We start from the raw sequence: 26,682 nt of genomic DNA on the forward strand, positions 1-26,682 counted from the left end.
CAAACTAGTGGACGGGCGGCAATTGCTCTACTTGCCGGGAAATGTCGGGGCATTTCGATGTTCGGGATTCGGCGAACCCTCAGAAATGGCCCCGAAAAAGGTCGACTTGCTTGTTTCCGACGGGAAATCACACGAGGTCAGGTCGTTTTCCAGCCGTAACGAACCGCGCTCGCCGTCAGGATCAAGATGCGGATATCACGGAAAAGCGACCAGGACTCCACATACGTCCTGTCGAGCGAGTGAATGTCTTGCGGTGTCAGTTCGGTCCGGGGAGTGAGCATCCAGAGGCCGGTCATGCCCGGGCGTAGCCGAACCTCGATCGGCCTCTCCGACAGCGCAGGCCGTACCGGCCGGGGCCGTGGACCGACGAGGCTCATGTCTCCGCGCAGTACGTTGAGCAGCTCAGGCAGGTGGATCAGACCGTACTTGACCAGCGGCCGGTCCTTCCGCTGGTCAGCCGGTGCGGAGAAGTTGAGCAGGTCGAACGCCTCACCGCCGAGACCGAGCCGGGGCACTGTGGTCACCGGGGCCTTCGAGGGTCCGGTGACCTTGGCGTAGATCCAGCAGCACACGAACACCGGAGCGAGCACCGCGAGAGTGCCTGCGGCGACGATCTTGTCGAACACTTCCTTGGTTGTTGCATCCCACGAACCGAGCGCTACAACTCCCGCATTCGAATGTGACGGGTCACCGCCACTTCGACCCAGTCGGTCGCCCTGCACCGATTTTTCACCCCAACTCGTACGTCTGTCGAAACTCGACTCGAATGTCGTATGTAAGCACCATCACGTTACGATCACGCTAACGCGTTGGCCTTTCCTCGGTTTCGCGCATTGTTTCGATTGCTTGAAATGTCATTCACGTGAATTAATCGCTACTCTTCCCTGAGCATCGTCACATTTTTCACGGTGTGACGCTCACCGACCTAGCCCACAGGAGTTCTGGCGACATGACGACCGGTACCGAGACCCGCTCATCGTCACGCGGACGCAAGAAGCGCCCGATTCTGTGGACCGTCGTGATCGTCCTCGTGCTTCTCGTCGCGTTCGTGGCCTGGCTGGCGTACGAGGCCGTGACAGCGAAGTCCAACCTCGAGACGACGCGTGACGCCGCCAACAAGGCCAAGGATTCTCTGCTCGACGGTGATGTCGCCGGTGCGCAGGCCGCAGCTGCGGAGGCGTCGGACTCGGCGAAGAAGGCACAGGACGCCGCGTCGTCGATTCCGTTCTCCGTCGCGGGAGCAATCCCCTATCTGGGCAGCCCACTCGCGACGGTGTCCGATATCGCCGACGTCGTGCACGGTCTCGCCGTGGACGTGCTGGAACCGGCGTCCGCTGCGAGCGCGAGCATTTCGCCCAACGGCGTCATCGAGGGCGGCGGGCGAGTGAACCTGCAGGCATTGACGGATGCCGAGCCGATCCTGGCCGAGACGTCCGCCGCTGCGGAGGATCTGTACGCCCAGGCTCAGGCGATCGAGGATCCGGCGTTTCTCGGAGTGGTGCAGGACGCCAGGGTCCAGCTCGAGAACCAGACGCACGATCTTGCCGGGCTGCTCACCAACACCTACACCGCGAGCCGCTTGGTTCCGTCGATGATGGGTGCTGACGGACCGCGCTCGTACTTCATGGCGTTCCAAACCAATGCCGAGGCACGCGGAACCGGCGGTCTCCTCGGCGGTTTCGGAATCATCCGGGCGGACAACGGCACCGCTCGCGTCGATACCCTGGGAGCCAACAACGAGCTGGAGTTCGCCGAGCAGCCGATCGATCTCGGGCCGGAGTACAACGCGCTCTGGGCGCCGCGCAACACCACCGTCGACTTCCGCAATTCCAATGCGAGCCCGAACTTCCCGTACGCGGGACAGATCTGGTCGTCGATGTGGACGGAGCAGACCGGTGAGCAGTTGAACGGCGCCATCGCGACCGATCCGATTGCTCTGAGCTACATCCTCGACGCCACCGGACCCATCACTCTGGCCGACGGCGAGGTGATTTTCGGAGACAACGTCGTCGAGGTGACGCTCTCCACCGCGTACGCGCGCTTCGGGGACGATCAGATCGCACGCAAGGCGTACCTGCAGGAGATCGCGGCTGCTGTCGTGGCCAAGATGACGACGGGCGTGGCGCCGACCCGTCAGCTGCTCGACGCTGTCGGCCGCGCCGGAAGCGAAGGCCGCATCTCGGTGTGGAGCGCGGACCCGGCTGAGCAGGGCATTCTGACTGCGACCAAGATCGGCCATGCGCTACCGACCGAGCCTGTCCCCTATGCCAACGTCATCGTCAACAATGCCGGCGGCAACAAGCTGGATTACTACCTGGCCCGCGACATCACCTACACCGCGGAAAGCTGCAACGGTCCCACCCGAAAGTCCACTGTTACAGCGACATTGACCAACACCGTCGATCCGAACGGTCTGACGCAGTACGTCGCCAGCACCTTCCAGCCGGGAGTTCCGTACGGCACAAACGAGTCCATCGTCTACCTGTACGCAACCCAGGGCGCCAAGATCCTCTCCACGAAGGTCGACGGAGTCAGCGCCTTCGCCGTTCAGGGCGGCGTCGAGCTCGGCCATCCCGTACAGGCTGCCTACGTCACCATTCCGCCGGGTGAGTCCTCTACGGTGACATGGGAAGTCGAGGAGCCCACCGTTCCGGGCGAAGCCGTGGTTCCCACGCAGCCTCTCGTCGACGACCCCAGCATCACCGTCGACGTCCCCACCTGCTGACCCCGGAATGCCCCATGGTTTCGGTGTCGTTCGATCGTATGTAATCCGATTGCCGGATACCCGTTCTGCCCGCCCCCTGTAAGCATTGCTTCGACCGATGACACTCACTGTCGTTCGAAACTACGTCGTGCGGAGCAAACATGTTGAGCCATAGACTGATCCGAAGTTCCATCGCTGTGTCGGCGACACTCGGTGCCGCTCTTCTCCTCGCGCCTGGCGCTGTGTCCGCGCAGCCGTCGGTCGGGAGCGCCGACGGAGCCATCAGCGGCGGTAGCGCAATTCTGGACAGTGGTAGCAGCGTTCTGAACGGGGACATCGTCGACGGAGTCACCGGCATCGTCAACGGCGGCAGCTCGATCCTCAACAGCCTTCCAGGGACCGGCTCGTTCGCTCCGCGCCAGCCGTGCAACCAGGGCACGGTCTCCGGCGGTCCCGGCGTGACCCAGACCAATCACGATCTGGGACGGCCCGGCCCGGCGTCGTTCGTCATCAACTACGAGACCGAGAGCGTTCCCGACGTCATCGAGGTGTTCTACCAGGGTGGTCTGGTTCAGAGCATCGGTCCTGTCGGTGACAACATCAACGAGGGCACCGGTTCCGCCGTCGTCGCTCTTCCGCCCGGTGGCGACACGTCCGTTCTGGTGAAGGTGACGGGGCCGGCGGACACCATCTGGGAGTACACCGTGAACTGCCCCTTCGCCTGATCAGCGGTTCGGCGCGTGCATCGACGGCGCCACTCGTGTGAAGCTGGGTCCCATGGGAACGCGGAGATGGTTCGACAACACATTCGCCGACACGTGGGGCCCAGTTCTGATGGTGGTGCTGCTGGCCGTGATCGGCCCCGGCGTGATCGACAGCGCGCTCGACGAGCGGTCGCCGTGGAAGATCTTCCTCGTGCTGGTGTGGGCGCTGCTCGTCGTCGTCCAGGTGACGCAGCTGATTCGTCGGCGAACCCACCAGCCCAGCACCCCAAGAGTCGACCCGACCACCATCCCGGTCGACGACGTGACGGATGCGATCTCCGAAGCTCCGTCACGCGTGAAGGCCGTCAAGCTGCTGCGTGAACGTCACCCCGGCCTCGGTCTGAAAGAAGCAGTGGACTTGGTGGATACACACCGATAGTTCATCGTTTCCTGAATACAGATTCTGATGTACAGTCACCGGAATGGACGTCCTGACTCGTGTATCCGTGCTGTCGCGATTCGGCCATGCCCTGTCGGATGAGACCCGCACTCGGGTACTGCTGGCACTGAAAAAAGCGCCGGCCTACCCCGCCGAGCTCGCGGCCGAGCTGGGTGTGACCCGTCAGAAGATGTCGAATCACCTCGCGTGCTTGCGTGGCTGCGGCCTGGTCGTCGCGGTGCCGGATGGCCGGAGAACGCGGTACGAGCTCGCCGACGCCAACATCGGGCGGGCTCTGGACGATCTGCTGCAGGTCGTTCTCGCCGTGGATCCCACGTGTTGCCCGGCGTCGACCACCGAGGACTGCTGCTGATGGCCACCGACATCGGACTTCCCACCCCGAACGCGCGACGACGGGCGGTGCTGTCCAGGCGAATTCGGTGGTTCGTGGCGGCGACGATTGCGTACAACATCGTCGAGGCGATCATCGCCATTTCCGAGGGCGCACGGGTGTCCTCGACGGCATTGATCGGGTTCGGTTTGGACTCGATCATCGAGGTCTCGTCCGCGGCCGCGGTTGCGTGGCAATTCTCGGCCGCGGATCCGGAGTCGAGGGAGAAGGTCGCGCTCCGCATCATCGCGTTCTCGTTCTTCGGCCTCGCCGTGTACGTCACGGTGGATGCCGTGAGGACACTCTTCGGGGCCGCCGATGCTGAACACTCGTCGATCGGAATTGCTCTTGCGGCAGTGAGTTTGGCCATCATGCCCGCGTTGTCCTGGGCTCAGCGCCGCGCAGGTCGTGAGCTGGGTTCGGCGAGCGCGGTAGCGGACTCCAAACAAACATTGTTGTGCACGTACCTGTCGGCAGTCCTGCTGGTCGGCCTACTACTGAACAGCCTTTTCGGGTGGTCCTGGGCAGATCCGATCGCGGCACTGGTGATCGCCGGCCTGGCCGTCAAGGAAGGTCTGAACGCGTGGAAGGGCGATACCTGCTGCGCGACGCCGATGTCTGCGACGGCATCGGCCGGAGCCGATCACTGCGACTGCTGCGACTGACCCGCATCACCATTCCCTCAGCGCTGCTCGCGCGGATTCCAGCGCGGATTGGGGACTTTCGAGCAACCAGTTGGCTTCGCCTGCTTTGTCGAAGTCGAACCACAGCAACCCGGAGACGCGGGTAGTGCCGAGGTAGGCGAAGAGGTCGGTGATCCATTGCGCTTTGTCTCCCAGGGCATCTCCGCTGCCGGTTTCGTAGATCCACACGGGCTTCGAGGGTGCCACAGAGTTCGCGGTCGCGATGGCGTCGGCGAAGAGGTCTTCCGGGGTCTGCCAGTACGTGCCTTCGCCCCCGCCGTTGTATCCGTCGATTCCCACGAGGTCGACGTAGAGGTCACCGGGGTAGGACTGCGCGGCGATGTCCAGTCCACCCGGGCGGTCGCTGCTGGCGTCGTAGGACCACACCCATTGCACTTTGCTGGCCCCTGCCTGCAGAAATATGTCGTGCACCCGGCGGTAGGCGGCGACGTAGTCCTCGGGGGTCGAGCGTGAGCCGTCCACCGACCACGGGTACCAGTCGCCGTTCATTTCGTGCCCGAACCTCACCTGCATCGGTTGGTCGAACTCGGCCGCGCTTCTCGCCCACCCGATGATGTACTCGTCGAAGTCTCCGGCAGCGATCCGTGCGGGCCGGAATCGTTCCTGATACTCACCTTCGTCGGGATGCCACGGCTCCCACGTGACGGCGGGGATGGCACCTCGATCGTGAATGTCGTACAGGGTGTCGAGCGCGAGCGGACGCTCCCAGGCCCACGCCTCGAAGTAGTTGATCACCTCGGGGGCCCGGTTCAAATCGTCGCCGGTCGCAAAGGCCGTGTCGACACCTGAGTTCTCACCTTGCGACGACAGGCCGAACGTTCTCGCTGGAGTCTCCGCGGTGGCCGCGCATCCGGCCGACGCGAGCACCACTGTCGTGGCCACAGCCAGGAACAGGAGTGTGAAGCGGGTCATAAGAATCCAATGTGTCGGTCAAACGGCGGACAGGTTTCAAAAGGCGGACAAACCAAACTCGAGGTAGGTTTCAGTTAGTCGGGTGTCACTTCGGTCAGCGTCGACCATCTTTCTTCCCTCTGCGATCGAAACTACAACAGTCGATTGGCCTTCATGACATCTACATACGAGGACCGGATTGCGCTTGCATCCCGGTCCGTCGACCCAGCGCTCGTTGCCCCTCCTACCGATCCCAGCTTGCCCTCGCCGCCGACGGACGTCGAACGCGACTCCTACCTTCAGAGCGAAAATCGTTGGATTCCTTTGGCTTCCACCTTCGGCGGTTTTCTCACGACGGTCAGCTTGCTGTATCTCGTCCAGGGCCAGATGTGGGCCATTCCCCTGCTGATACCCCTCGCCATCACGACGACGGCGATGGTTGTCTCTCTTCTCACGTCCGTGCAACCGCGTCGAGACACCCTGGCCGGCCACATCGCTCGGGTGCGTTCCTACCAGCCGATTCACTATCCGAGTGTCGACGTGTTCCTCCCCAGTGCAGGCGAAGATATTGCGGTGCTGCACAACACGTTCTGGCATGTCAGCCGGTTGGATTGGTATGGCGAGATCACCGTGTACGTGCTGGACGACTCGGATCGGAGCAGTGTCCGCGAGCTGGCGGAGACCTTCGGCTACGAGTATCGCGTGCGTCCCGACCGCGGATTTCTCAAGAAGGCAGGCAATCTCCGATTCGGTTTCGACGAGTCCCATGGCGAGTTCATCACCATTTTCGACGCGGATTTCGTGCCTCGGCCGGACTACCTGCACGAGCTCATGCCGTACACCACCGAGGACGACGTGGCGATCGTGCAAAGTCCGCAGTTCTTCGACACCACACACCGCATGAACTGGATGGAGTACGCCGCGGGCGCGACGCAGGTCCTGTTCTACCGCTGGATCCAGGCTGCACGGGACAAGAGCGACGCGTCCATCTGCGTCGGCACCTGCGCCGTCTACCGCCGAAGTGCCCTGGAGCTGGGCGGTGGGTTCTCGGCCATCGAGCACAGCGAGGATGTCTACACGGGCGTCGACCTCATGCGCGTCGGTTTCCGGACGCGGTACGTCCCGGTCGTGGTGTCCAAGGGCTTGTGCCCGGAGACTCTGGATCAGTTCGCGAACCAGCAGTACCGCTGGGCCAACGGATCCATGAGCCTGCTGAAGTCACGCGCTTTCCACAAGATGCCGTTCACGCTTCGTCAGCGTCTGTGCTTCTGGTCCGGGTTCCTGTACTACATCGACACTGCGGTGAACGTGTATGTCATTGCGCTGCCGCCGATTCTGATGGCGTTCCTCGCGCCCGACGACGTGTCGATCAACAACTACCTGTTCGTGTTCCTGGCCATGGTGGTGCGCTTCGCGCTGGTACCGGTCATCACCATGGGCCGCGAGAGCACCCTCGGACTCGATCGCGTTCAGGCTTTCTACTCCTACATCCACTCCCTGGCGGTAGTCGACGTCATGCGCGGACGCACCGACGCCTGGCAGGCCACCGGAATCAAGACCCGCTCGACCACCGCGAGGCGCGTCAAACGCGTCATGACGACCTGGTTGGTCCTGGTCCAGGTTCTGATGTGGGCGGGCATCTTCTGGAGGGCGCCGGAATACGGCTGGTCCAACTATGCCCCGATGATCGGCTTCGCTGTCTTCAACCTGATCGTCGTGTATCCCTTGATGTTCTGGCGGACCCAGTTCCCGGCTCTGCTGGATCCTATGACCCTTCGCCGCAGGCTCTTTCGCTCGGAGGTCATGACTTTCACCCAGCCACCCTCGTCGGAGAGGTTGCCGGAGCGCCGCCGCAGGATCCGCATCGAGTGGAACGCCTCTGCTGCCTGGCCGTGGCTGCTCGTCATGGGGGTTGTCTCGGCGGTTCTGTCGTTGCGGCCCGGTTCCAACAGCACCGCGTTCCAGGACGAGGGACTGTATTTGTTCATCGGTCATCGCATGCTCGAGCACGTCACCGACGGTGCGACCGTCACCGAGTACCCCGGCGGCTATCTGTCGGGCGCGCCAGGGTTGTTCCCGGTGTTGGGTGCGCTCGCCGATACGGTCGGCGGCCTGGAAGCAGCGCGGATGGTGAGCTTGTTCTTCACCTGGGTTGCCATCGTCGCCGTCTACGGAATCGGTAATCGCTTGTTCGGCAAGTTGGCCGGATTGCTGGGTGCGGCTGCATTCACCTTGTCGGGATCGGTGATCTTCCTGTCCCACATGGCGACATTCGACGCGATGGCCATGAGCCTCGTTGCCGTCGCACTGTGGCTCACTGTTCGGAGCGCGCAACAGAATTCACTGCTGTGGGCCCCGGTCATCGGCGCTGTCCTCGCTCTCGCGTTCCTGACGAAGTATGCGACGGCGGTCTATGCGCCCGGCGTCGCGGTAATCGGCATGATTCTGGCGTGGCCGAGCATCCGCTGGGGTGCGGCGCGGCAGGCGCTGCTCGTGCTCGCGTCGGGCACGGCGACGGCCTTTTTCATCTTGATCTTCTGGGCCCAGGATCTCATTCCGGGAATCATGTCGACGACGACCAACCGGACGCCCATCTCCCCCGCGTCGGCATCACTGCTGTCGACGAACGTCGCGACGTGGGTCGGCGCGATCCTCGTCCTGGCGCTGGTGGGCGCTGCGACGCAGTACCGGCGGTGGCCGATCGGGCTCGTCATGCTGGCCTTCTCGGTCATCGGGCCGGCCCAGCAGATTCGTATCGGTGAGGAGACGTCGCTGTCCAAGCACGTCGCCTTCGGTCTCGTCTTCGCGGCGCCTCTGGCGGGTGCCCTGTTGGCGTGGTTGATCATTCGAGCCAAGTGGGTCGGCATACCGGTGGCCGGTGCAGTTCTGGTGATGCAGTCGGCACTCGGGTTCACTCAGTCTCAGCAGTTCTTGACGACGTGGGTCGACGACACCGCCATGGTCGCGGCACTGCGCGACGAGATCGCCGCGTCTCCGGGGAAAGCGATTCTGGGTGAGGAACCTTCGGCTCAGCGTTACGCCCTGCGCGGTGAGGTGGAGCCGATTCTGTGGACGGACACCTTTGCGCTCGGGTACGGCAACAAGACCGGGATGCCTGCATACCGCGAGGCGATCGACCAGTCCCACTTCGGCACGATCTACCTGAACCTCAATACAGAGAACGGCAAGCAGATCAACGAATATCTCACGACGACGGAGACTCCGTACCGTCTGTCCAATCGAGTCCCCTTCACCCGATACGACGAGTTCGCCGGTTACTACCTCGTCTGGACCCCGAAGGTGTTGGAGCGGTGACGCACGATTTCGCCGGCGTGCTCGTGTGCGTGCCCACCTACAACGAGTCCAGCAACATCGAATCGCTGGTCCATCGGACGCTGAGTGCGGTGCCCGGTGCGTCGATTCTGGTGATCGACGATTCGAGCCCGGACGGAACAGGAGATATCGCCGACGCGTTGGCCGCGGAACACCCGTGCATCTCGGTGCTGCACAGGCCCGCGAAATCGGGCCTCGCGACGGCGTATCTCGATGCGTTCCGCATCGGACTCGAACGGGGGTTCACTCGTCTGGTGGAGATGGACGCCGACGGCAGCCATGCGCCCGCGCATCTGCCGGCGATGGTCCAGGCATCGGGCGAGCCGGGCGTCGGCCTGGTCATCGGCTCTCGGTACGTCGCCGGCGGGCGTACCGAGGGCTGGCCGTGGACCCGGAAGGTCCTCTCTCGGGCCGGGAACAGCTATGTGCGTCTGCTGACGCCTCTGCGAGTTCGCGACGCGACCGCGGGCTACCGGGTCTTCACCGCCGACGCCCTGACGTCGATGGATCTGGATTCGGTGATGTCGAAGGGATACAGCTTCCAGGTGGAGATGGCGCTTCTCGTGCATCGGGCGGGCCTGGGTATCACCGAGGTGCCCATCACCTTCCGCGAACGAGAACTCGGCACGAGCAAGATGAGCCGTGCAGTCATCCTCGAAGCACTCTGGCGGACAACTGTCTGGGGTGTCTCGGACAGAGGTAAACGTTCGGAGACCTCGCCCATATCGGTGTGAACTCCTAACGGTCCATGGCCTACACAGCGCATCGCTGTGTTCCTCCGAACGATCCGGCAAATGCCGGCGTAAACCATCCCGGCCTGTATAGGCGCATGTCCGCTGGCCGCTCTGTAGGCCCGGTCCGACGACGACGTGACGTGCGTGCCAGCTGAGACAATCAGTCTGTGAACCGCTTCTTCCCGGATCTGGAGCAAGTTTTGACGGCGACCTGGACCCCATCTGGCGGAGCCCAGATAACGTACGCAGACTTGCCTGACCCATGGCTGCGCGCGCTCGATCGACTGAGCCACGACCTCCGTGTGCGTCAGTACGGCGGCGACATCGAACACATCGATTGGGTAGCCGAGTACGACCCCCATGGCGGAGCGGTGTGGCTGAAGAGCGCAGTCACCATCATTGATCAGCGTGCCAACGGCCTACACGGCAACGGCATGGGTGCCCAGATCGACGCTGAAGAAGACGCTGCACTGTGGTCGATGGCAGATCTGACCCAGAATGCGATAGCCGAGGCGGGTACAGCGTGGCCGTGGGGCAATACAGGCGGGTTCATGAACCCTGCACTCGATCGCGACGTTGCTGTGTGGAAGGACCGAAACGGCAACTCCATTCGCATCGGGTACCTCGGCACCGATTGAGACTCGGCCGCGTGAATCGGATGAGAGACCCGCTATCAGTGGCCGGGCGTGTGCGTGGCTCAGCCTTCTTCTGAAGGGAACCGATGAATCTCAGCGAGCCGTCCGCGTGTACAACCAGGCCGATGCCCAGGTACATGTCAGCGCACTACTTCAACGCCTCCGATACATGCCGGGCAATTGCTGCGTGTCCTTCGTCGTCGACGTGGAGGCCGTCCGGGGAGAGCATGTCCTCGGTGATGACGTCGATGGGATCGACGAGGGAGATGAACTGGCCGCCCACCGCGGTGGCGGCGTCGCGGACGACATTGTCGAATGCGGTGACGAACGGCGGAACTTCACCTGCGCTGGAGGGACCGACGGCGATGATCCGAGCGTCGGGTAGCCCTGCTCGCAGCGTGCCGAAGGTTCTGTAGATCGCGTCGACGACGGGAGTCGGATCGTTGACGAAGGCCTCGAAGTCGTTGTTCCCTCCCGACACCACGACGATGCGTGGGTCGAGCTGGACGGCTTCGGTGGCGACGGTACCGAAGTTCTCGCAGCGCGTTGCGCCGCAATCTGTTCCGGCGGTGACGTATCCGGTGGACCCGATGCCCAAGTTGGTTTCGTTCCAGAAGTTGGCGGATGCCAGCAGCGATGTCCATCGTTCGGTGAGTTCACTCGCTCCGGCACCGGAGGTGTACGAGTCGCCGATGAACACGGCCGAGGGGCCACCTGCGCTGGCAGGCGGCGTGTAGGCGGGCTGCGCCTCGTGACCGGCCTCGTCCTGTCGGGTCGAGTCGTAGTACAGACCTGCGATGATCGCACCGACCACAATGACCACTACCGCGGCCACAACCAGGACGCCCTTGCTCGAGATCCGATCAGACATGAATGTGTTCCCCCTCGTAATGCTGTTCGAGAGTGCGCGCGACCGCTGCGGTTCCGAATCGTCGACGCACCTCGGCGCGTCCTTTCGTCCCCATCTCGTCGCGAAGTGCACTGCTGCTCAGCAGTTTCCGAACCGCCCCGACGAGCGCATCCACATCGTCACCGGGCACGACCATTCCACACCCGATGCTCGTGACTTCCGGTGCGAGTCCGCAGCTGTCGGTGACGACGACGGGTAACCCGACGGCCATGGCCTCGAGCACCGACATGGGATACGGCTCGTCGACAGACGGCAACACGTACACCGATGCTCGACGCATACGTGCTGCGGTCTCCGACGGCGCGATCGCACCCTCCCAGCGAACGTGCTGAGCGCGCGCGATCTGCGCACCTTCGCCTTCGTCCGGCCCGACAAGCGTGAATGCCGCCGTCGGGAACTCGGGTGCCAGCATCTCCGCCATCCGCGCAAAGAGTTCGGGTCGCTTACGTGAATGCAGTCGGGCGAGAAAGAGCACTTCGACGCTGCCGCAGCCGACCCGTTCCGGTAGCTCCGGGACCCCATTGGTCAGCGCCACGAGAGCAAGACCAGGACCGGCGACGTCGATGAGGTCGGATCGCTCGCGCGGGGTGAGGTAGAACAACGCAGATGCCGATCGCAGCACCCGCCTGGTAAGGAGCGCGTCGAGTGGCTTGGCGAGGACGTTGTCGCTCGCATCGATCATGCCGTGGGTCTGCACCACAACGCGGACCCCCAGGGCACGGAACAGGATTGCCGCGGGAAGCGTCACCAGATCACGAGCGAGGTGCACGTGCACCACGTCGAACCCTCTGCCCTCGCGAATGATCCACCGCAACAGACCTGGTGACGACAACCCGGCAAAGCCGATTCGCGGCAACAGTTTTCGCGGTCCGAACAGGTGCACAGTCACATCGGACGCTCTCGGGTGCTGCGCGGACCCCGCCGCCACGATCGTCACATCGTGCCCGTCGACGGCCAGCGCGTCCGCCTGATTCGACGCCACCCTCGCGGGGCCGCCGTAGGCGCCGTCTTCCGAGATGAGGGTGACGACGTGAAGAATGCGCATCAGTTCGTCGGCGAGGTCATGTCCGCGGACGGCGGTGCGAGAACAACTGCGCCTGGCAGGACATCACGCGTGACGAGCGCGGTGGCCCCGACCGTCGCATCGTCTCCGATGGTGACCCCGCGCAGCACCGTTGCTCGTGCAGCGATCCACACGCTGCTTCCAACGATGATGGGTGCGTTGTCGAATTCGAATGTGGGCGAGCGGCGATCGTGACTACCAGTGCACAGCAAGACTCCTTGAGAGATGCAGGTGTTCGCACCGATGGTCACGGGTTCGAGGTTGAGAATCCAGACGTCCTCACCCACCCAGGAGTCGGCGCCGATGCTGAGCTTCCACGGCCAATGGATCCGTACTCCGTGGCGGACGAGGACACCGGGTCCGATCTGTGCCCCGAACGCCCGAAGCGTGGCGACCCGCACCGAATTGGGGCACCACCACCGTCCGAGAAATACGGTGGACACCGTCAACCACAGAGCCTGAACCAACAGCGGCCTGCCCTTGTCGTAGCCTGCACCGGTGAATCCGGCCAGCGATCGAGGCATGCCCTACTTCTCCAGCGGCTGGGCCATCGGGGCGACCATCACACTGCCCGGGGCTACATCCCTGACCACCACCGCATTCGCACCGATCGTCGAACCATCTCCGATCGTGATCGGCCCTGCAATCACTGCGCCGGCTGCAACCGTGACGTCGTCGCCGATGGTGGGCTGCCCCTTCGCAGACCATCCGATGGAGACGTGCTGATTCAGCCAGAAGTTGCGTCCCACAGAGGTGGCGCACAGGATCGTTCCGGTTCCATGGTGCAGAAAGAATCCTGGCCCGATCGACTCGGAGTCGAGGACGATCGTCGGATCCGGCCGATACGCGACGCGCAGTACAAGCCGGAGAGGTAACGGACTCTCGCGCAGGCGATAGTGCAGCACGTTGCGAAATTCCTTCAGCGCTCCGGCAAGATAGGCAAAGCGCGAATACTCGTCGAGCGGTACGAGTGCGTCGTTGCCGATACAGTCGATCCACCGATCGACGTCGGTACGCACTACTTCGGACTGCCCGCTCACCGAAACGGCCCACCACAGCGGCCTTGCCCACAGTCGAGCAAGAAGAATCAAGGGAGACTTCCGCGCACTGTAGACCATGGCTCCAAATCTATGGTCACACAAGGCTTGTGTCCACCCGGCATACTTGTTTTCGTGAGATTCGGACATACGGTAGCGGCCACGTCGACGGCAGTGGTGTTGCTTGCGGCGTGCTCGACAAGCCAAGTGCCCGAACCGAGTCCGATAACCGCGCCGGATCCTGTTTCGATCTGGAATTCGGTGGGTGTGGCCACCAACGTCGCAAGTGTGGACATGCCGGGCACCGATACAGAGCGTGATCTGCAGTCTGCCGCACAGGCAGGCTTCGGCGGCGTGCGTCTGGTGCTCGAATGGTCCGAAATCGAGTCGGAACGAGGCGAGCTCGACTGGAGGGCCATGGATTCGGAGGTCGATGCGGCACTCTCGGCCGGTCTACCCATTCTCGGTGTTGTGACGTGGTCTCCCACCTGGGCGGTGCCGCCGGAGTATGCACTCACGGCCCACCCGGCACCGGCCGACGCCGAACTGTTCGCCTCATTCGCCGGCGCGGCTGCGGACAGGTACCGCGACCGGATCACCGCGTGGGAGGTATGGAACGAGCCCAACGTAGCCGCAAGCTTCGGCCCGAGCGCCCACCCGGAACGGTACTGCGCGCTTCTGTCTGCCACTTCACGCGCCATTCGCGCGGCCGCTCCCGACGCAGTGATCGTCACCGGATCGACCTCCCCCGCCGTCGATTCCGCGAACAGCCTTGCCCCAGCCACGTTCGTCGAGGCGCTGTATCGGTGTGCGGGCGCTAGCTCGTTCGACGCTGTGTCGATGCACCCGTACAGCACTCCCGCTCTGCTCAGCGAGCCTGCATCGGAGTGGGACTCGGCCTACGAGATCGCCCGTGTTCGCGACGTCATGATCCGCAATGGCGACAGAGCAAAACAGATCTGGTTCACGGAATTCGGCTCCCCCACCGTTCCCACCTATCCGGGCGTCGACGAGGCGCGCCAGGCCGAGATCCTGGTCGACGGAATCACGACGTTGCACCAACTCGACTACGCAGGGCCTGTTTTCGTCTTCGATCTGCGTGATTCTGCAACCGCAGATCCCAGCCCCGAGTACAACTACGGGCTACTCCGCAGCGACTACACCCCCAAGCCTGCGTTCGACGCGGTTCGAAATCTGTTGCGATGAGCGCGTGACAGTTGCTGCAACCATGTCTCCAGCCTGTCGATGGCGACCTCCCGGGACATCGAGCGCCGTACGTACTCGAGCCCCGATTGCGCCAGACTGTCAGCGTATTCGGGATGTGCAGCCAGCTCGGCCACGGCCCGAACCAATGCTGCAGGTTGCGCCGGGTCGATTCGTATTCCCGCACCTGCCGCCCGAATCTCCTGATCGGTGACGCTGCCCGCCGCGGTGGCGGCAAGCACCGGGGATCCGCTGCCGAAGTACGACGTGAGCTTGCTCGGCACCGACATCTCAGCAACTTCGGGTAATTCGTTGACCAGCAGCACGTCCGCAGCGGCGAGGGCCGCGCGAAACTCTTTCTCCGGCAACGACCGAACGAACGTCAACGATCGGACGTCCTTGCCGCGATCCTCGAGATGTTCGCGCTGATTGCCGTCGCCCATCAACACGAACTTCACCGGCCCGCCCAGTCGGTCCGATTCACGGGCCGCGTCGACGACGTTCTCCAGTCCTTGCTTCAAACCCATGTTGCCGGCGTGCAACGCGATCACGTCGGTGCGAGACCATCCCAGCAGATCGCGGGCGTGATCGCGATCCATCGGCGGCGCTGCCGGCATGTGCGTCCAGTTGGGGATGACGCTGACCTTGTGCTCGGCGACACCGAGATGGTCGATCGCATGGTTCGAAAAGCGCTTATGGATCACGGCAATCCCGTCGGCGGCCCGAAGGATCCCGGACTCCAGGTTGGAGGTCGCCGTCGCGCTCGGGCCGTGCAGCGTCCCGGTCTCGATGACGCCGCGACTGTAGAGGTCCTGAACCCACACGCCGAGCGCTGGACGAATCAGCTGCGCCTTGAGCCGCGCAAAGATCAAACCTGTCGACACCAGTGCAGGCGATACGCACACCACCACGTCGGCCGACGGTAAGTGGCTCCGAACCACTCTGCCACCGAACGACATCTCGAGGTGCGTGCGCTGGGTGACGGTCATGCTGTCCGGAACGTAGTGCCGGTGCCGCACGACGGGTACACCGTCGACCACTTCGGAGATGGTGGATCCTGCGTAGCGGGGGTCGGCGATCCATTGCGGGTAGTGCGGAAATCCGGTGACGACGTGCACCTCGTAACCGCGTTCGGTGAGACCTTCGGCGGCATCCGCGGTGTAGGGCGCGATGCCGGTGACTTCGGGCTTGTAGTTGAGACCGATCAGGGTGACGCGCATCAGCTTCTCCGTTTCCGAACGTCGAATTCCGATCTCCTCTTGTCCCACAGCTCGTCGGTGCTACAGATCCTGCGAGCAGGGTTCCCCGCGACCACGTCCCCGGCACCCACCGACGTCGTCACGACGGAACCGGCGCCGATGATGGCGTCGTCACCCACGGTGACGCCGGGCATCAGCACCGTTCCGAGTCCGACGAACGCCCGTGCCCCGATCTTCACCGGTGCTCGTCGGTACAGTTCCTCGTCCGGCGGCAGATCGCCTCGTGCCTCGGCGATGCGGTCGAGCGAGAAGTCATGGGTGAGGATCTTGACGGCGTCGGACACCACGCACCGGTCGCCGAAGCTGATGGAACCGGGACCGGAGTTGTCGAGGAACACCGACGACGAGATCCACAGTGGTCGTCCCAGTACCTCTACCCCGGACCGTCTCAGCAGTGTCAGCGCGACGTTCATGTACGCGTTCTGATCGACCCGGTTGAGTATTCGGAACAGCGGCAGGAATTTCGACGGATCGATCATGCGACACCCGCCCCGACAGCGACCGACACCTGCTGATTGTCGGGTTCGGGTCGACGCCGACTCACCAGTCGGGGAATCCACGCGATATCCGGGATGAACTGGCACACGATGACTGCCGCTGCGGTGACCAATACGACGCCGGGGGCGCCGTAGGTCGGAGCGATGGCGATCGCGAGCAGTGTCGTCACTGCCGCCATCGCCGCGAGGCATCCGGCCTGCCACTTGGCCTCCGACGGCTTGGTCAGCAGCATCCCCGATGGAAGGTGGAAGCACTGCACGATGAGCAGAACCGCGAATGCCGCGGCCAAGGTCGCACTGACGTCGATGCTTCCGTCGGAGAGCACGTCGGCCAGCCACGGGCTGATCGCGACAAGGGGAATCGATGCCAGTGCCGCGAGCAGTCCGAAGCCCATGGTGGCGCCGAGCCAGAGCCGCACGGTCTCGTCGGCTGCTCCTCGCCGTTTGACGAAGATCGGCCAGAAGGCGAGTGCCGCCATCGAGAACACCGACCAGCACAGCCCGTACAGCTGCGCCATGAGTGCGTACCGGCTCAGTTCGAGTGGGGTGGACAGGTGCGAGAGCACAATTCGCTGCACCTGCAGCCCGAACGGGATGCCGACACTGACGATGAACAGCCACAGCGAGCCCTCCAGCAGTCCCTTTGTCGAGACTGCCCGGGAGCTACGCTCGAACACCGTGGTGCCCAGGCCCGAGACTCTCAGCGCGACGACGGTGCCCACCAGATTGCCCAGTAACGCACCGGCCAGCGGAGGCAGGACGTACCAGATTCCGCGGACACCACCCGCGTACATTCCTGCGGTGACCGCAAGCGCGAAGAGTGAGTTGCTGACCATGACGACCACGACCAGTTGAGCCCGGTCGACACCGATCAAAATCCGTAGTCCGAGGCCCGCGGGGATGGTCAGACCGAACAGAACGACTGCGAGCGTCACGACGAGACGGTCGTCGGGTCCCGTGGTGATGCCGAGCAACGTCCCCCAACCGTCGACAGCCATGATCGTGGCGGCCGCGACGGCCACCGCCACCGACACTCGGGCGAGCACGCGGTACGAACGCCGGATGACGGCAAGGGCGTACGGGTCCTCGGCCGGATTGCGGGATCTCGATGCCGCACTGGTCACGACGGCGCCGATCCCGAGGTCCGCGAACGGCAGCAGCAGCCCCACAGTGGCGACGAGAGCGACCAGCCCGTACGTCGACGGTCCGGTCGCCCGGATCACGAGCCCGGCGCTGACCAGTCCGGCTACAGCGACGACAGGGGTGCCGAGGATTCGGAAGAGCGTGCTGAGTACGACGGCTCTGCGTTCGGTCGCGTCGAGTCCGGTGCGCTGTTCTGGCTCGTCCTCGGGTTTGCGGTGACGTCCGGTCATGCCGGTTCCCCCGCCCTGATGCGCCTGCTTCGGACAACTTGCTTGGCTCGGGCGGTCAGCTGGACCAATCGCGAGTAGGCCGTTGCAGCGTCTTTTCTGCCGAAGGGGTAGTAATTCGCTCGGTCCCAGGCGCGTCGGATGTCGTCGTAGTGGTCGCGCTGCGATCGGGTGCTGCCGGCACCCCCGGCGTCGAAGTCGCACAGAATTTCGTCGATGACGACGGGGGGCTCGACGGTGGCGGCCCCGAGCATGTACAGGTGATCGGCGGCGAGGCCGAATTCGGTGTCGTACGGGCCCAGTCGGTCCAGGAGGTCCGCACCGAACAGCGTCGCCTGATGCGGAATCGGCCGGATTCCCAGCGCGAACCCACGGAGGTCGAACGGGCTGTACCCCCAGATCAGGCCCTCCCGGGCCGGATCGCCGACGATCCGCGCCTTTCCGTACCCCCAGCGAGTGCGCGGCCGAGCACCGAGGGCCGCGATACCGGCCGCGGCTGCGTCAGGACCGGCGAAGCAGTCACCGGAATGCATCAGCCACACCACGTCTCCGGTTGCGTGCGAGATCCCTTTGTTCATCGCGTCGTAGCGGCCTGCGTCGGGCTTCGATTCCCAGTACGACGGCGCGGTGCGGGTCAGGTAGTCGGTCACCTCGGGCCCGGAACCACCGTCGATGACGATGTGTTCGATCGCGGGATAACTCTGCCTCGCAACGCTCTCGGTGGTGCGCCGCAATCCGTCCAGGTCGCAAAAGCTGATCGTGACGACGCTCAAGCTTGGGTCAGCTCGCACGCGAGACCTCCGCCCCGAGAGAGAGACTCGTCATCGCGTGCTGCACTGCGGTTCTGCCGAACTGCGCAGCGGCGTAGAAGATTGCACCGGCACCAGGCCGGCCTTCGGTGAAACCTATCCGGACCGCTCTTCGAATGCTTCGCAGCGATCGGGCGGACGCCGCCGCAGTGACCGCGCTGAACAGGTAGTAGTCGCCTCGTACTCGCGCACTCGTTCGTGTCAGATTCTGGCGACCCCACGCGATGTAGTCCTCGGACATGTCGTCGTTGCGGTTGGAGACCGAGTCGTCGCTGATGTTGTAGATCGAGAAGCATTCCGGGACGTGCCGGAACGTCAAGTCCGGAACCTGGTCCTGTAGGGACATCAGCCAACCCGGCTCGTCGTGAATCGAGTCGGGAGCGAAGTTGAGCGGTACCGTCGCCGCCAGGGACCGCGGAAAGCAGAGGGTGCTGCTCTGCATCATTCCGCCGCCCATCGTGAACCCGTCCAGTCGGAAGAGATACTCGGCTACCGACTGGTGCTCGCCGATGGTGTTGCGTGGCCAGATTCGTTCCTTGCGGCCGCGGGCGCGGACCGCGCACCGGCACGTCACCACCCATAAGGCGTCACCCAGGTCGGCGATCTCGTCGAGCTGACGTTCGAGCTTGAACGGGTGCCACAGGTCGTCGTCGTCGAGTAGTGCGATCACTTCGCCCGTCGACTCCGCCACTCCACATTGGCGTGCGTTGGCGCTGCCCGACGCCGGGCCGGTGCGCACGACGCGAATTCGGCTGTCCTCGGGCAGATTCAGCGTCGCCACGGTGTCGGCAGCGATCACCACCTCGTGGACGGGGGCCGATTGGTTGAGGGCGGACTCGACCGCCTCGTAGAGGCTTGCACGACCGATCGTGGGAATGACCACGCTGACCGTCGGTCCTGTTCGGTGCGGTTTCATGACGCCCTCCGAGTCGGGGTCCGGTTGCGAACGGAGCGGAACAGGCGGTAGTCGATGGCCGCACCACTTCGGTGTCGCCCCGGTGTCTGCAACGCCACATAACTGCACGCGATGACGGCGAACACGGCGGGCAGGTTGTACGACCACGGGGAGAACAGGATGTCCCACGTGGCCTGCATGCCGAGGTACATCAGCAGCGGTGTCCAGACACCCGCCGCCCCCGATACGAAGATGAGGCGGTAGCAGGCCCACAGCAGCCACAACGGCACTAAAGCCGCGAGCACTCCCGCCTCTGCCCACGAGCCCAGCAGAATCGAATGCAAGGACAACGACCCGTTGGGCAACTTCCAGGCGTACTCGAACGGGAACGACCGATCGAATCCGATCTGCATGGCCGTGTGCTGAGCGTGCACGTAGGCCTCGCGAGAAATGTTGTCGGCGTTGCCCCACCCGAGCAGCGGCCGCTGAAATATGGCGGTCAGCGAGAGCGGTGGTTCGGTTCGACCGGCCAGCAGCATGGGGAGGGAGCCGTCGGACTGCATCAGCACCTTCTCGCGCAGCGACTGCCCCAGGAGCCCGTCGCGCGCCGCCAACTCGAGCAGCCACGAGAACAGCGCACCGAACGCCACCACGGTCGCGAGTCGCACGACCAGGGGTAGAGTGCCACCCTTGTATTTCGAGAGGGCCAACAGCAGGGCGACTCCGCCGCACACCAGGGCGTGCGATCGGTAGTTCAGAATCAGACTCACGCCGGCAAGGCCGATGAGCAGCACCGCTACCGTGGGCCATCGCGCGCCGCGCGCTGCTCCGAGATACAACACGAACACCGTCGCCGCCGGTGCGACGCCGTACTTCCACAGGTCCGTGATCGAGCCCGTCGCCGTGAGAAAAGTACCTATCAGAACGAAGAACACCGTCGAACCGCACGCGATGCCGAGCATGACGGTCGCGATTCGTTGGATATCCCTGGCCAACACCGAAATTCCGCAGAAGTACAACGCGAACGATGCGTACGCAAAAACGTTGGGCGACAACGGGTCCGTCCCGTTCATCCAGGCGGACGCCAGGTAGGCAGCAGTACCGACGACGGCGAGCGCTATAGGCAACAGGGTGCGCCGACGATCCGACGGAAGGAAGTACGCAAGGGCAATTGCCACACAAACGAAGGAGAAACCGGTGATGGTGAAGTTCATCAACGGCAACGCTGAGGTCGCGCCGAGCGCGAACAGGCACGCACGCTCGGGCAACCTCAGCCGAGCGCGGTCCGGCGACGGAGTCGGCCTTACGCGCGACGGCGTTACCCGTGCCTGGCGCCCCGATTGCTGCCATCTGTTTTGCCCATCCCCCCGACGTAGTGTCACGTCGATTTTCTTGGAGCTGGATTTCCCCGAATCCGGCCCGGAAAGGTCGTCGACATTCACGCGATACGTGACGCTCAAATGCCCACCCCAATCGACACCGCGAAACGCACGCCCGCCACTTGCTTTCCGTGCGAGCCTATCCTCGGATCCGTTGCCGCGCAGCACATAGCCGAAGCCGCCGATTATGCAATGTCCGATTCATCAGGCGCCGCAACGTATTCGATATTCACTATCCTCTCTGCAGTCGAGATGGAAGCCGATAACCCGACACTGCGTCCGATCAGGCCGACGAATCAGGTTCGCCGACTTGAATCGCTACGTCGTGCATATCGTCCGAGGTGGTCAATCGACGCTTGAATTTCGCCGGAACACCGGCGTACACACTGTTCGGCTCGCAGTCGGAGGTCACCACACTGCCCGACACCACCACGCATCCGTCGCCGATCGTGACGCCGGGAAGCACCATGACGCGTGATCCGATCCAGACGCCCTCACCGATGACGATCGGCATGTTGACCGGCTTCCCGAACCGTCGCCACTCCGGTCCCACGTCGTGACTGCACGTGATCAGCATCGACTCGTACCCCAGACCGGAATTGTCGCCGAGGGTGATCGGAGCACCGAGATCGAGGAAGCATTTGTAGTTCAGAAAGGTGTTCTCGCCCATGGTGAGGCCCGACCAGGACCCCAGAAACGTGTGCGGGTTGAATCGGGCCGTCGGATGGATGTCGTGCGCGGTCAGGCGCAGCAGCAGTACCGTACGCAGGCGCCGCGGAACCGCACTGCTCGAGATGAACTTGTTGAGCACGATATCTCGGACCACCTGGGCGAGATCCTCCGCCAGAACAGCTCGAATCCCCATCACTCACGCACGCGGTCGATGTTGGCGCGGTACCACTCGATGGTCGACGCGATGCCCTCTCGCAGCGGAATCGACGGCTTCCATCCCGACGCCTTCAGGGTGGACACGTCGAGAAGCTTCCGAGGCGTGCCGTCGGGCTTGCTTGCATCCCATTCGATTCGGCCTTCATATCCGATCTCCTCGGCGACCATCTCCGCGATCTCCCTGATGGTCTGATCCTCTCCGGTTCCGACGTTCACTTGCTGTGGACCGTCGTAGTGGTCGAGTAGGTGCAGGCAGGCCGAAGCCATGTCGTCGACGTGGAGGAACTCACGCATCGGCGATCCGGTCCCCCAGTTCGTAACGACCTCGTCGCCGTTTGTTCTCGCTTGCTCGTATCGGCGGATAAGGGCCGGGAGAACATGCGCACCTTTGGGCGAAAAGTTGTCGCCCGGTCCGTACAGGTTCGTCGGCATCGCCGAGATCCAGGGTAATCCGTATTGCTTTCGTACCGACTGAATCTGGAGGATGCCGGCGATCTTGGCGATCGCGTATGCGTCGTTCGTCGGTTCGAGGAGTCCGGTCAGGAGATAGTCCTCCCGGATCGGCTGCGGTGCCAGCTTGGGATAGATGCACGACGAACCGAGAAACAGAACCCGTTCGACGCGATGCTCGAGCGCTGCGTCGAGTACGTTGACCTGCACCTGCAGGTTCGACGAGATGAAATCGACGGGGTAGGTGCTGTTGGCGAGAATTCCCCCGACCTTGGCCGCCGCCAGCACCACAGTCGACGGAGTGGTCCGTTCGAAGAACTCGAACACCGCGTCCCTGTGGCGAAGGTCCAACTCCGATGAGGTTCGACCGATGAGATCGGTGAAACCTCGCTCCTGCAGATGCCTCCAGATGGCCGAGCCCACCAGTCCGTGATGGCCGGCGACGTAGAAGGGAGCATCCCGGTCGAGCGGAGTGTTCCAGGTGCCGATATCGACGGTGGTCATGCCCAGTCCTTCAGCACGGGAGTGTCGATCCACGGTCTTCCCTCGCAGTTCATGGCCTCGATGTCTGCGTCGACCATGATGCGCGCGAGCTCCGGCGTGTGTACCGATGCCTTCCACCCGAGGTCGTTCTCGGCTTTGCTGGCGTCGCCGACAAGGGCGTCCACCTCGGTCGGCCGGAGGTAGCGGTCGTCGAACCGGACGTGTTCCTGCCAGTCCAGCCCGGCATGTTCGAAGGCGACAGTGAGGAAATCGCGGACGGTGTAGTTTCCACCGGTGGCGAGCACGTAGTCCTGAGGTGTCTCGGCTTGCAGCATGCGCCACATGCCCTCTACGTATTCGGGCGCGTAGCCCCAGTCACGGATCGCGTCGAGATTACCCATGTACAGGCAGTCTTCGACGCCGGCTTTGATACGAGCCACTGCGCGTGTGATCTTGCGGGTCACGAAAGTTTCCCCACGTCTGGGTGATTCATGGTTGAACAGCACACCGTTGACGGCGAACATGCCGTACGCCTCGCGGTAGTTGCGGGTGACCCAGTACGAATACACTTTTGCCGCGCCGTACGGCGAACGCGGATAGAAGGGAGTCTCTTCGTTCTGGGGAGGTGGGCTGGCACCAAACATCTCGGAGCTCGACGCCTGGTAGAACCGACACTGCACGCCTGTCAACCGCACTGCCTCGAGCAGGCGAATCGAACCGATTCCGGTGGTGTCCCCGGTGTGCTCGGGCTCGTCGAAACTCACTCGGACGTGCGACTGCGCGGCGAGGTTGTACACCTCGTCAGGCCTGATGTCGGCCATGAGCGTCACCAAACGGGCACCGTCACTGAGATCGCCGTAGTGAAGGAACAGCTTGGCACCGGTCTCGTGTGGATCGACATACAGATGTTCGACACGCGCTGTGTTGAATGTCGACGCCCGCCTTATGAGTCCATGTACTTCGTAACCCTTCGCAAGTAAGAGCTCCGCCAGATACGAACCGTCTTGACCGGTGATCCCCGTAATCAAAGCCTTTTTCACCACTGCTCCATTCAAAGCGTGGGTGGACAGTCCGCCAAGAGTACAAACGAATTCGACTTGGCGCACTGTTCACTGAAATCCGACATTACCTGCGCCGCAATCAGTTCAGCTCAGACACCAATCGATCTTCCGGCTTCTTCCCGACGAATATGTTCTCCGGATCGGGTTGAACGACAACTACGCTGTCACCCCAGTCGGACTACCGAGCCATAACGGTCATCGGGAATGTTTCGCACGGACGGCGTGAATAGAGACCTCGGGTTACGCTTTTCTCTCACCGCCGGTACCACTGGATTCTAATAGGGGTCCTCGATGTCCATAGCGCACGGATCGCAGACCCGACGTCGCAGCAAGCGACGATCTACCGCGTCGCCCAAGCGCCACGATATCCAGACGTTGCGGGCAATCGCGGTTCTAATCGTCATTGCTGATCACCTATTCGGCTGGCCCTCAGGCGGTTTCATCGGAGTCGACGTTTTCTTTGTCATTTCCGGATTTCTCATCACAGGCCTGCTGCTGCGGGAATTCGACCGCACCGGCAGTATCTCGTTCGCGGGGTTCTACCGTCGTCGCATCCGGAGGATCGTGCCGATAGCGACAGTCGTGATCGTATTCTGTTGCATCGTAGGTCTGCTGGTCTTCTCCCAGGCGCGCGCGAAATCCATCGGCATCGACGGGATCTGGGCGTTCTTCTTCGCGTCCAATTGGCGCTTCGCGATCGAGGGCACCGACTATTTCAACGCCGATACGTCTATCTCCCCGCTGCAGCACTACTGGTCACTGTCGATCGAAGAGCAGTTCTACTTCGTCTGGCCGGCACTCATGTTGCTGATCGGCGTGATGGTCGCACGCAGGTCGTTGTCTGGTACCGCGAAGCGGGCAATCACCGTTGCGGTCATGGGCACCGTCGTCGTGGTCTCCTTCGGGTGGGCCGTTCACGACACCGCGACCAACCAGACGTGGGCCTACTTCTCCACGTTCACTCGTGTGTGGGAACTGGGTGTCGGAGCCTTGCTGGCGATCGGCAGCGGGTTGCTCGCCAGAATTCCGCGCGCTGTCAGCGCCTACCTCACATGGGGAGGGATTGCCGTCATCGCCGCCGGGGTATTCGTCATCTCGGAGTCCGGCGCGTTCCCGGCCCCGCTGGCTGCGATCCCGGTCCTCGGTACGGCACTCGTCATTGCGGCGGGGATCGGCGACAGTGTTCCGCGTTCGTCGGTACTGACAACGAAGGCAGGCGTCTACGTCGGCGACCTGTCGTACTCCCTGTATCTGTGGCACTGGCCGCTGATCATCTTCCTCGGTGCCTTGATGGACCCGTCCTTCTACTACTACGTCACGGTGCTCGCGTTGACCTTCGGGCTGTCGATCTTCTCCTATCATTTCGTCGAGAATCCGATTCGGCACTCGACCTTTCTCGAACCCGGCGCTGTGCGTGCCGCGGCACGGCGCAAGAAGAAGAACCGCCTGGGACGCCGGCCCATGCCGGTGTCATCGCGCTACGCCGCGGTCGGTTCCGTTGTTCTGATGACGGCCGCGTTCGGGGCGTTCGCTCTGCAACCGATCGAGCCCCCGACGGCTCCGCCCTCCCGAGCGGTCGTTGCCGAAAAGCCGGTGGAGTCCTTGGAGTCGCTGCCCCTCGGCCCGGCGCAAGCCGCCCTCGCAGCCGAGATCGATGCTGCGGTGGATGCTTCCGAATGGCCTGATCTGGTGCCGTCGATGGACGATGCGATCGATGGTGCGCAGGCGCCGACGGACATCGTGGAGTGCGGACTTGCCGCAACGCCGGTTCCGTCGACGTGCACGTGGGGTGCACCCGATGCCCGCAGGACGATCATGGTGCTCGGGGACTCGATGGCGATGAGCTACGTGCAGCCCATCAGAAACTTCGCCGAGGCCAGTAACGGCAAGTGGAAGGTTCGGTCGGAGGCGATGTTCGGGTGCGCCTTCGTGGACATGGACATCACGACGGTCGACACCGCGACGTCCGAGGCGTGCCCTGGACGAAAAGAAGCGGCGATTCAAGTCGTCAACGAGGAGCGCCCCGACGTCGTGGTCATCACCAATCTCCACACCGACGTGTCACCCGAACTGTGGGTGCCGGGGATGCAGCGATTGACGGATCGGTTCGAGTCGAGCGTCGGGAAGATCGTGTTCTTGTCGGCGCCCCCGAACGACAAGAAGGCGAGCGACTGCTACACACGAACCAGCGTGCCCGCGGACTGCATCAGCAGCGTCACCGACACCTGGCGTGCGCGGAACCGTGCGGAGATCAATCTCGCGGCACGGGTCGGCGGTGCGCACGTCGACACTCGGAGCCTGTTCTGCACTCCCGACGACTACTGCCCGTCCTTCGTCGGGACAACGCCGATGAAGTCCGACTCTGCCCACATGACAATCGAATACGGCCAGAAGATCTCCCCGGCGTTCGAGGAGCTGCTCCGGTCGTCCGGGGTGGTGTGAGGCTTGCCCCAACCCAACTCGGACCCTGACCGTCGAGATTCCTCGGCACACTACCCGCCCAGACGAATTGTCTGCGCTCAGCCTTGGTAGGTGGGGAGGTAGCCGTCGGCGATGGCTCGGGCGAGGGAGGGTGCGGCGCGGTCTTTGTCGGAGAGTTGGTACTCGAGTACCGATCCGTCGCGGGCGTGGGTTTGCCAGTCGATACCCAGGTCCGGATCGAGTGGGTTCAGATCGCGGTCCAACGACGGGGTGTACTCGATCGAGCACAGGTACATCACGGTCGAGCCGTCTTCGAGGGACAGGATGGCGTGCCCGAGACCTGCCGGCAGGAACACTGCGCGGCGGTCGACGTCGTCGATGAGCACGCTGTCCCACTGCCCGAAGGTCGGCGAACCCACCCG

At 63.4% G+C, this 26,682-nt stretch carries 26 protein-coding genes; 10 read left to right on the top strand and 16 right to left on the bottom strand.

All coding sequences use genetic code 11. The features are described from left to right. Window positions 1-137 precede the first annotated feature (137 nt). Window positions 138-722 (bottom strand): sugar transferase, encoded by a 585-nt coding sequence (locus tag CH293_RS06915; RefSeq protein WP_037107184.1) that lies wholly within the window; start codon window positions 720-722, stop codon window positions 138-140. 227 nt (window positions 723-949) lie between these two features. On the opposite strand from CH293_RS06915, the gene CH293_RS06920 reads away from it, so the two are divergent. The 5 genes from CH293_RS06920 (at window position 950) to CH293_RS06940 (ending at window position 4,903) form a co-directional block, all read left to right on the top strand. Further along, window positions 950-2,725, top strand: a complete 1,776-nt coding sequence (locus CH293_RS06920; RefSeq protein ID WP_094719756.1) for a DUF4012 domain-containing protein — start codon at window positions 950-952, stop codon at window positions 2,723-2,725. 140 nt (window positions 2,726-2,865) lie between these two features. Then, window positions 2,866-3,429, top strand: a complete 564-nt coding sequence (locus tag CH293_RS06925; RefSeq protein WP_094719757.1) for a hypothetical protein — start codon at window positions 2,866-2,868, stop codon at window positions 3,427-3,429. Between the two features lie 52 nt (window positions 3,430-3,481). Then, window positions 3,482-3,847: a hypothetical protein gene (locus CH293_RS06930; RefSeq protein ID WP_094719758.1), complete on the top strand. Its 366-nt coding sequence runs from the start codon at window positions 3,482-3,484 to the stop codon at window positions 3,845-3,847. Between the two features lie 43 nt (window positions 3,848-3,890). Then, complete coding sequence (locus tag CH293_RS06935; protein WP_094719759.1) at window positions 3,891-4,220, top strand: helix-turn-helix transcriptional regulator; 330 nt, start codon at window positions 3,891-3,893, stop codon at window positions 4,218-4,220. Further along, window positions 4,220-4,903, top strand: coding sequence for a cation transporter (locus tag CH293_RS06940; protein ID WP_094719760.1), 684 nt, complete (start codon window positions 4,220-4,222; stop codon window positions 4,901-4,903). Before CH293_RS06935 ends, CH293_RS06940 begins: the two co-directional genes overlap by 1 nt. A 6-nt stretch (window positions 4,904-4,909) precedes the next feature. On the opposite strand, the gene CH293_RS06945 is transcribed toward CH293_RS06940, so the two are convergent. After that, window positions 4,910-5,854: a glycoside hydrolase family 26 protein gene (locus CH293_RS06945; RefSeq protein ID WP_094719761.1), complete on the bottom strand. Its 945-nt coding sequence runs from the start codon at window positions 5,852-5,854 to the stop codon at window positions 4,910-4,912. A 153-nt stretch (window positions 5,855-6,007) separates the two neighbouring features. Here CH293_RS06945 and CH293_RS06950 point away from each other — a divergent pair, with 153 nt between their 5' ends. The 3 genes from CH293_RS06950 to CH293_RS06960 all read left to right on the top strand — a co-directional run bounded on the left by CH293_RS06950 (window position 6,008) and on the right by CH293_RS06960 (window position 10,538). Continuing rightward, window positions 6,008-9,148 (top strand): glycosyltransferase family 2 protein, encoded by a 3,141-nt coding sequence (locus CH293_RS06950; RefSeq protein ID WP_094719762.1) that lies wholly within the window; start codon window positions 6,008-6,010, stop codon window positions 9,146-9,148. Further along, entirely contained in the window at window positions 9,145-9,900 is a 756-nt protein-coding gene (locus CH293_RS06955; RefSeq protein ID WP_094719763.1) for a polyprenol monophosphomannose synthase, read from the top strand. The genes CH293_RS06950 and CH293_RS06955 overlap by 4 nt, the downstream gene beginning before the upstream one ends. A 251-nt stretch (window positions 9,901-10,151) precedes the next feature. After that, window positions 10,152-10,538, top strand: coding sequence for a hypothetical protein (locus tag CH293_RS06960; RefSeq protein WP_255122729.1), 387 nt, complete (start codon window positions 10,152-10,154; stop codon window positions 10,536-10,538). Between the two features lie 145 nt (window positions 10,539-10,683). Here CH293_RS06960 and CH293_RS06965 read toward each other — a convergent pair whose 3' ends face one another. Genes CH293_RS06965 through CH293_RS06980 form a run of 4 tightly spaced genes read right to left on the bottom strand, consistent with a single transcriptional unit; the run spans window position 10,684 to window position 13,626 of the window. Further along, window positions 10,684-11,406, bottom strand: a complete 723-nt coding sequence (locus CH293_RS06965; protein ID WP_094719764.1) for an SGNH/GDSL hydrolase family protein — start codon at window positions 11,404-11,406, stop codon at window positions 10,684-10,686. Continuing rightward, window positions 11,399-12,490 carry a glycosyltransferase gene (locus CH293_RS06970; protein WP_094719765.1) on the bottom strand — a complete coding sequence of 364 codons (1,092 nt, stop codon included), beginning with the start codon at window positions 12,488-12,490 and terminating at the stop codon, window positions 11,399-11,401. The genes CH293_RS06965 and CH293_RS06970 overlap by 8 nt, the downstream gene beginning before the upstream one ends. Then, a complete protein-coding gene (locus tag CH293_RS06975) occupies window positions 12,490-13,032 on the bottom strand; it encodes an acetyltransferase (RefSeq protein WP_037107150.1) in 543 nt (180 codons plus the stop codon). The genes CH293_RS06970 and CH293_RS06975 overlap by 1 nt, the downstream gene beginning before the upstream one ends. 3 nt (window positions 13,033-13,035) lie before the next feature. Continuing rightward, window positions 13,036-13,626, bottom strand: a complete 591-nt coding sequence (locus tag CH293_RS06980) for a serine acetyltransferase (protein ID WP_255122731.1) — start codon at window positions 13,624-13,626, stop codon at window positions 13,036-13,038. Between the two features lie 54 nt (window positions 13,627-13,680). Between CH293_RS06980 and CH293_RS06985 the strand changes: the two genes are divergently transcribed. Further along, the gene (locus CH293_RS06985; RefSeq protein WP_255122732.1) at window positions 13,681-14,751 is read left to right on the top strand and encodes a cellulase family glycosylhydrolase; all 1,071 of its coding nucleotides are present in this window, start codon (window positions 13,681-13,683) and stop codon (window positions 14,749-14,751) included. On the opposite strand, the gene CH293_RS06990 is transcribed toward CH293_RS06985, so the two are convergent. From CH293_RS06990 to gmd, 9 genes are all read right to left on the bottom strand, one after another. Continuing rightward, window positions 14,703-15,968 (bottom strand): glycosyltransferase family 4 protein, encoded by a 1,266-nt coding sequence (locus tag CH293_RS06990; RefSeq protein WP_094719768.1) that lies wholly within the window; start codon window positions 15,966-15,968, stop codon window positions 14,703-14,705. The genes CH293_RS06985 and CH293_RS06990 overlap by 49 nt on opposite strands. Further along, entirely contained in the window at window positions 15,968-16,486 is a 519-nt protein-coding gene (locus CH293_RS06995; RefSeq protein ID WP_094719769.1) for a DapH/DapD/GlmU-related protein, read from the bottom strand. Before CH293_RS06995 ends, CH293_RS06990 begins: the two co-directional genes overlap by 1 nt. Next, complete coding sequence (locus tag CH293_RS07000) at window positions 16,483-17,877, bottom strand: lipopolysaccharide biosynthesis protein (RefSeq protein WP_037107139.1); 1,395 nt, start codon at window positions 17,875-17,877, stop codon at window positions 16,483-16,485. The genes CH293_RS06995 and CH293_RS07000 overlap by 4 nt, the downstream gene beginning before the upstream one ends. Beyond that, a complete protein-coding gene (locus CH293_RS07005) occupies window positions 17,874-18,665 on the bottom strand; it encodes a glycosyltransferase (protein ID WP_094719770.1) in 792 nt (263 codons plus the stop codon). The genes CH293_RS07000 and CH293_RS07005 overlap by 4 nt, the downstream gene beginning before the upstream one ends. Continuing rightward, entirely contained in the window at window positions 18,655-19,599 is a 945-nt protein-coding gene (locus CH293_RS07010; protein ID WP_094719771.1) for a glycosyltransferase family 2 protein, read from the bottom strand. The genes CH293_RS07005 and CH293_RS07010 overlap by 11 nt, the downstream gene beginning before the upstream one ends. Continuing rightward, complete coding sequence (locus tag CH293_RS07015; protein ID WP_255122733.1) at window positions 19,596-20,792, bottom strand: hypothetical protein; 1,197 nt, start codon at window positions 20,790-20,792, stop codon at window positions 19,596-19,598. Before CH293_RS07015 ends, CH293_RS07010 begins: the two co-directional genes overlap by 4 nt. Before the next feature lie 448 nt (window positions 20,793-21,240). Then, window positions 21,241-21,822: a DapH/DapD/GlmU-related protein gene (locus CH293_RS07020; protein WP_255122734.1), complete on the bottom strand. Its 582-nt coding sequence runs from the start codon at window positions 21,820-21,822 to the stop codon at window positions 21,241-21,243. Next, window positions 21,822-22,799, bottom strand: coding sequence for a GDP-L-fucose synthase (locus tag CH293_RS07025; RefSeq protein ID WP_094719774.1), 978 nt, complete (start codon window positions 22,797-22,799; stop codon window positions 21,822-21,824). Before CH293_RS07025 ends, CH293_RS07020 begins: the two co-directional genes overlap by 1 nt. Further along, window positions 22,796-23,818, bottom strand: coding sequence for a GDP-mannose 4,6-dehydratase (gene gmd / locus CH293_RS07030; protein WP_176459934.1), 1,023 nt, complete (start codon window positions 23,816-23,818; stop codon window positions 22,796-22,798). The genes CH293_RS07025 and gmd overlap by 4 nt, the downstream gene beginning before the upstream one ends. A gap of 312 nt (window positions 23,819-24,130) precedes the next feature. Here gmd and CH293_RS07035 point away from each other — a divergent pair, with 312 nt between their 5' ends. Further along, a complete protein-coding gene (locus CH293_RS07035) occupies window positions 24,131-26,281 on the top strand; it encodes an acyltransferase family protein (protein WP_094719776.1) in 2,151 nt (716 codons plus the stop codon). Window positions 26,282-26,358: 77 nt separating this feature from the next. Here CH293_RS07035 and CH293_RS07040 read toward each other — a convergent pair. Further along, the coding region (locus CH293_RS07040; protein WP_141217147.1) for a dTDP-4-dehydrorhamnose 3,5-epimerase family protein at window positions 26,359-26,682 on the bottom strand (324 nt) is incomplete at its 5' end.

This window comes from Rhodococcus sp. 14-2470-1b (genome assembly GCF_002259415.1).
Lineage (GTDB): Bacteria > Actinomycetota > Actinomycetes > Mycobacteriales > Mycobacteriaceae > Rhodococcoides.